This window comes from Cellulomonas sp. EB106-03-03-XG116, from assembly GCF_058792015.1.
The window spans coordinates 51,123-57,522 of record NZ_JBYTEP010000024.1; the positions used below are offsets into that span (position 1 = coordinate 51,123).

The following is a 6,400-nucleotide window of genomic DNA, read 5'->3' on the forward strand; positions in this document are numbered from 1 at the left end:
GGGACCGCCTCGCTCGCCTATGCTGCACGCAGGCCGCGACAGATGGAGGGACCCGTGCCCGACCATCCCGAGGGGAGCCCGGCGGCGCCGTCGTCGCGGGCCGCGGTGCAGCGGCTGCTGGCCTCGGTCGGCAACCCCGCGCTGGAGCGGCTCGCCCAGCTCGCCTCCCGGCTGCTCGCCGCCCCGTCGTCCCAGGTCTCGCTGCTCGCCGACGTCCCGACCGCCGGGGCCGGCGCCGCCGCGGACGCCGGCCCGGTGGTCGGCGCGACCGGCCTGCGGAGCCCGCTCCAGGACCAGGTGTGCGCGGTGACCGCCTCGCTCGGTGAGCCGCTCGTGGTCGGGGACGCGCGCGCGGACCACCGGCTGCGCGACCTGGACGCCGTCGCCGACGGCCGGGTGCGCGCGTACCTGGGCGTCCCGCTGGTCGGCAAGGACGGCCACGTCGTCGGCGCGCTCTGCGTGTACGACGCCCAGGTGCGCGCGTGGTCGACGGACGACGTCCTGGTGCTCACGGACCTGGCCGCCTCGGCCGTCGCGGAGCTGGAGCTGTCGGCGCTGGCCGTCGAGTACGAGGCCGACCGGGTCCGCTGGCACCTCGCGGTGACCGCGGGCGAGGTGGGCAGCTTCGACTGGGACCTGGCCACGGGCACGCTCGCGTGGGACGAGGGGCTGCACGCGGTCTTCGGCATGGAGCCGGGTGCGTTCGGCGGCACCATCGAGGCGTTCGAGGCCTGCGTGCACCCCGACGACCGCGCGCGCGTCGCGGCGGCGCTGCAGGACGCGATCGACCGCGTCGCGCAGTACACGGCCGAGTACCGCGTGGTGCACCCGTCCGGCGCCGTCCGGTGGGTCAAGGCGAAGGGCATGGCGCTGCCCGGCCCGGACGGGACCGCGGTCCGGGTGCTCGGCGCGGCGTACGACACGACCACCGAGCGCGAGGCCGACACGCGGATCGCGCGGGTCCTCGAGACGATGCAGACCGCGTTCTTCCTGCTGGACGACGCGTGGCGGTTCTCCTACGTCAACGCCGAGGCGGAGCGCGTGCTCGGCCGCACCCGCGGCGAGCTCCTCGGCGGGGTGATCTGGGACCTGTTCCCGCTGTCGGTCGGCTCGGCGTTCGAGGAGCACTACCGCGGCGCGGCCGAGTCGGGGACGGCGCGGTCGTTCGAGGCCTACTACCCGCCGCCGCTCGACGGCTGGTACGAGGTCCGGGCCCACCCGGGGCCCGACGGGCTGTCGGTGTACTTCCACGACATCACCGCGCGCCGCCGGCTCGAGGAGCAGCGCGCCGCGGCGCTCGCGGCGGCCGACGCGGCGACCGGCCGGCTGGCGCTGCTCGCGACCGTCAGCGAGGACCTGAGCGCCACGCTGGACACCGAGTACGCGGTCGGCCGGCTCGCGCGGCACGTGGTGCGGCACTTCGGCTCCTGGGCGCTCGTGACGCTGTGGGACGAGGACCGGCACCTGCGGGACATCGCCGGCTACCACGCGGACCCCGCGCGCCGGCGGGCGGTCGCGCGCTACGCGCAGCTCCGGCTCGGCTCGCTGTCGCCGAGCTCGTTCCTGCACCGCGCGCTGCGGTCGGGGGAGCCCGTGGCCATCCCCGACGCGACCGGGGCGGTGCTGCCGCTGCTCACGGGCGAGGCGCGGGAGGTCTTCGCCGCGCTCGCGCCGCGCACGGGGTACGCGGTGCCGATGCGCGCCCGGGGGCGGACGGTCGGTGCGATCTCGCTGTTCCTCGACGACGGGCACCCCGACCTCACCGACGACGACCTCGCGCTGCTGGTGCAGGTGGCCGACCGGGCCGGGCTCGCGCTCGACAACGCGCGGCTGTACGAGGGTCAGCGCCGGATGGCCGAGACCCTGCAGCGCGCGCTGCTGTCCGCGCCGGCCCAGCCCGACGACCTGGAGGTCGCCGTCCGGTACGTCCCGGCGGCCCGGGCCGCCCAGGTCGGCGGCGACTGGTACGACGCGTTCCTGCAGCCGTCCGGCTCGACGGTGGTCGTCATCGGCGACGTCATGGGCCACGACCGGCACGCGGCGGCCGTGATGAGCCAGGTCCGCACCCTGCTCCGTGGCATCGCGGCGACCACCGGCGACAGCCCCGCGGCGGTGCTGCGCGCCCTCGACGCGGCGCTCGACACGCTGCGGGTGGACGCGATGGCGACCGCGGTCGTCGGTCGCCTGGAGCAGACCGCGGAGGAGCGCGCCGCCGGGACGACCCGGTTCCGGTGGACCAACGCGGGCCACCTGCCGCCGCTGCTGGTCACGCCGGACGGCACCGTGCGCGAGCTGCGCGCGCCCCGGCCGGAGCTGGTGCTGGGGGTCTCGCCGGGCAGCCCCCGCACGGACTCGGAGGTCGAGCTGCCGCGCGGCTCGACGGTGCTGCTCTACACCGACGGGCTGGTCGAGCGGCGCGGGGCGCACCTGCAGGAGGGGATCGACGCCCTGGCCGAGCTCGTCGCCGAGCTGGCGCCCGAGGCGCAGGCCCGCGCGACCGGGTCCGCGACCATCGACGCCGGGTTCCTCGCGGACGCGGTGCTCGCGCGCGGCGCCGCCGGGGACGCGCCGGACGACGACATCGCGCTGCTGGTCGTGCACCTGGGCCTGCAGGACGAGGACGGGGGCGACCCGGTTCGCCCGGACGGGCGCGCGAACGGGTGAATCCGGCGTAGCATCCCGGACAATCGTCACATATCGGGCAGGCAGCGCCGTCGGCCCGGGTGCGTCAGAGGAGGCCCGCCCGTGCAGCTGCCCGACGACGCCGCGCCCCCGCGGCCGGCCGACGACCGCCCCGCGCCCCTCGTGAGCGTCGGCGTCCCGGTCTACAACGGCGACCTCTACCTCGAGGAGGCCCTGACCGCCCTGCGCGACCAGGACCTGCGCGACATCGAGGTGATCGTCTCGGACAACGGCTCGACCGACGAGACCGGCAAGATCGCCCGCGCCTTCGCCGAGGCCGACCCGCGGTTCCGGTACGTGCGCTCGGAGCAGAACCGGGGCGTGCCGTGGAACTTCAACCGGGTCCTCGACCTGGCCCGCGCCCCGCTGTTCCTCTGGAACGCCGCCGACGACGTGGTGGAGCCGCAGCACCTGGTGCGCTGCCGGGAGGCGCTTCTCGCCCACCCCGAGGCCGAGATCGCGTTCCCGCGGGTGACGCTCGTGGACGCCGCGGGCGACGTCGTCGGCTCCATGGACGACGAGGACCTGCAGTACCTCGGCCTGGCCCCCGCCGAGCGGGTCGACCAGCTGCTCCGCCGCCAGTCCTGGCAGGCGATCGCCTGGGGCGGCGTGCTCCGCACCGACGCGCTGCGGGCGATGGGCGGGCACCCGCGGTTCTTCGGCGGGGACATCGTGCTCGGCATCCGGTCGGCGCTGCGGGCCGAGTGGGTCGTGGTGCCGGAGCCGCTGTTCCGGTGCCGGCGGCACGACAACCAGAACAGCAAGGCGGTCGGCGCGGACCCGATCGTGCAGGTGCGCAGCTACGACCCGGCGTTCCGGCGGCCGGTGGCGTTCCCGCAGTGGTACCTGGCCTACCGGATGATGGCCGAGCCGCTCGCGGCGCCGCTGCCGCTCGTCGACCGCGCGCGGGCGCTCGCCTCGGTGGCCCGGCGCTGGACCGTGCCGCAGTGGCGGCTGCTGGCGTACGACGTCAAGCGGAACGCCATCCGGCTCCGGCGCGGGCAGTACCAGGGGGCCTACTCGGCGTCGTCGGGGTACTGGGTCTGACGCCGGTCGCGCCACGGGAACATTCCTCGCGGACGGTGGGAACCCGGGCGGCACCCGGCGCGTTGAGGCTGTCGATCGTGCCCCCGACCTGGAGAGAGATGGACGGCGACAGTAGTACCGACCCCCTGCGCCCGTGCGAGACGGCGACGGGGGGTGAGATCTGATGTGGGTGCTGTCCCTGCTCCTGGGCGTGCTGGTCGTGCTGGCGATCACCGCCGCGACCGGGTACTTCGTCGCGCAGGAGTTCGCGTACATGGCCGTCGACCGGTCGCGGCTGAACGCCCGGGCCGCCGACGGCGACGCCGGCGCGCGCCGCGCGCTGTCGGTGACCCGGCGCACCTCCTTCATGCTGTCGGGCGCCCAGCTCGGCATCACCGTGACCGGCCTCCTGGTCGGGTACGTGGCGGAGCCGCTGATCGGCGACGCGCTGGGCGAGGCCCTGGGCGGCGTCGGCGTGCCCACGGCGGTCGGCGTGGCCGTGGGCACCGTGTTCGCGCTGCTGCTGTCGACGTTGGTGCAGATGCTGTTCGGCGAGCTGTTCCCGAAGAACCTGGCGATCGCCCGCCCCGAGCCCGTCGCGGTGCGGCTGGCCGGGTCGACCACCGCGTACCTCACCGTGTTCGGCTGGCTGATCCGGGTGTTCGACTCCGCGTCGAACGCCCTGCTGCGGCTGCTGCGCATCGAGCCCGTGCACGACGTGGAGCACTCCGCGACCGCGCGCGACCTCGAGCACATCGTCGCCGAGTCCGCCGAGTCGGGGGACCTGCCGCGCGAGCTGTCCGTCCTGCTGGACCGGATCCTCGACTTCCCGGAGCAGGACGTCGAGCACGCGATGATCCCGCGGTCGCGGGTCGACGTCGTGCGCGCCGGCGCCACCGTCGCGGACGTCCGGGAGCAGATGGCCAGCGGCCACTCGCGCTACCCGGTGCTGTCCGCGGACGACGAGGTGCTGGGCGTCGTGCACCTGCAGGACGTCCTGGTCGCCGCCGACCCCGGTGAGCCCGTCGAGCGCCTCATGCGCGCGCCCGAGCTCGTGCCCACGTCGATGGCGCTGCCCGACGCGCTCCGGCAGCTCGCCGCGGGCCGCAACCAGCTCGCGTGCGTGCTGGACGAGTACGGCGGCTTCGCCGGCGTGCTGACGTTCGAGGACCTGGCCGAGGAGCTGGTCGGCGAGATCACCGACGAGCACGACACCGGCGTGCACACCCCGACCCTCGCCGAGGGCGACGGCGCGTGGACCATGGCCGGCGACGTGCACGTCGACGAGGTGGAGCGCGCCGTCGGGCGCGACCTGCCCACCGGCGACTGGGAGACCATCGGCGGCCTGGTCATCGCGGCGCACGGCTCCCTGCCCCCGGCCGGGACCAGCGTCGTGCTGCTGCTGCCGGGCGACCCGGGCGAGCTCGCGCACGCGGGCGAGCCGGACCCCGTGTGGATGCGGGTGGACGTGCTGGAGATCGAGCGGCACGTCCCGGCGCTGGTGCGGGTCACCGTGCCCGCCGACCCGCCGCCCACCGAGGACGAGCGCGCCGCCGCCGTCGAGCGCGACCAGGAGGAGAACCGATGAGCCCGCTCGTCGTGGTGATCGTGACCGTCGGTCTGATCGCCCTGTCGGCGTTCTTCGTCGCCGTGGAGTTCGCGGCGCTCGCCGCCAAGCGGTACCGGCTGGAGGAGGCCGCGCCGCGCAGCCGGTCCGCCCGGGCCGCGCTGCGCAGCTCGACCGAGCTCACCGTGCTGCTCGCCGGGTCCCAGCTCGGCATCACGGCGTGCACCCTGGCGCTCGGCGCCGTGACCAAGCCCGCGGTGCACCACTGGCTGACGCCGCTGTTCGAGGGCTGGGGCGTCGCGCTCTGGCTCGCGGACGTCGCCGGCTTCGTCCTGGCGCTGATCATCGTGACGTTCCTGCACCTCGTCGTCGGCGAGATGGCGCCGAAGTCGTGGGCGATCGCGCACCCCGAGACGTCCGCGATCCTGCTCGCCACCCCGATGCGCGCGTTCATGTGGCTCACCCGGCCGCTGCTGCGCGTGCTCAACGAGGCGGCGAACTGGTGCCTGCGGCGGGTCGGCGTCGAGCCGGCCGACCAGGTCGCCACCGGGCAGAACCCGGACGACCTGCGGCACCTGGTCGAGCACTCGACCAACGTGGGCGCGCTCGACGCGGCGTACTCGCGGCAGCTGACCGGGGCCCTGGAGCTCCAGTCCCTGACCGTGCGGGACCTGGTGCGGGCCGGCGGCGCGCCCACGGCGGTCGCCCCGGACGCCACCATGGCGGACGTGCGCGCCGCGACGCGGGGCTCGGGCCACCTGCGGGTGCTGGTCGGCGCCGGCGACCGGCTCGACGGCGTCGTGCACGTGCGCGACACCCTCGCCCACCCGGACGACGCGCCCGTCGGGGCGCTCGCGCGGCCGGTGCTGCGCCTCGATGCCGGCGCGCCGGTGTCGGGCGCGCTCACGCAGATGCGCGAGCAGCGGCAGCACCTCGCGCTGGTGCTCGACGGCGGGCGGACGCTCGGCGTGGTGACGCTGGCGGACGTGCTGGCGCGGCTGTTCCCGCTCGCGGCGCCGGAGGCGGCCGCGGCCGGCGCGAGGGCGACGGGCGCGGGCGCGGGGGCCGGCGCCTGTCTCTTCTCCACATCTGACGCTGCCGACGAAGGCCGTGGAGTGTAGATCT

Annotated in this window: 4 protein-coding genes; all 4 read left to right on the forward strand. The window is 75.8% G+C overall.

Annotated features, from left to right (window positions below; genetic code table 11):
• The first annotated feature begins 54 nt into the window (after positions 1-54).
• Complete coding sequence (locus AC3WUG_RS10905; protein WP_492327677.1) at positions 55-2,664, forward strand: SpoIIE family protein phosphatase; 2,610 nt, start codon at positions 55-57, stop codon at positions 2,662-2,664.
• An 81-nt stretch (positions 2,665-2,745) separates the two neighbouring features.
• Positions 2,746-3,729: a glycosyltransferase family 2 protein gene (locus AC3WUG_RS10910; protein ID WP_492327678.1), complete on the forward strand. Its 984-nt coding sequence runs from the start codon at positions 2,746-2,748 to the stop codon at positions 3,727-3,729.
• Positions 3,730-3,892: 163 nt separating this feature from the next.
• On the forward strand, positions 3,893-5,296 hold the full coding sequence (locus AC3WUG_RS10915; protein ID WP_492327679.1) for a hemolysin family protein: 1,404 nt from the start codon (positions 3,893-3,895) through the stop codon (positions 5,294-5,296).
• Positions 5,293-6,396: a hemolysin family protein gene (locus tag AC3WUG_RS10920; protein WP_492327680.1), complete on the forward strand. Its 1,104-nt coding sequence runs from the start codon at positions 5,293-5,295 to the stop codon at positions 6,394-6,396. Before AC3WUG_RS10915 ends, AC3WUG_RS10920 begins: the two co-directional genes overlap by 4 nt.
• The last annotated feature ends 4 nt before the right edge of the window (positions 6,397-6,400 follow it).

Bases quoted from the DNA above. Each gene is read 5' to 3' on its own strand.
- AC3WUG_RS10915 (WP_492327679.1), top strand. From the start codon at position 3,893: ATGTGGGTGCTGTCCCTGCTCCTGGGCGTGCTGGTCGTGCTGGCGATC.
- AC3WUG_RS10920 (WP_492327680.1), top strand. From the start codon at position 5,293: ATGAGCCCGCTCGTCGTGGTGATCGTGACCGTCGGTCTGATCGCCCTG.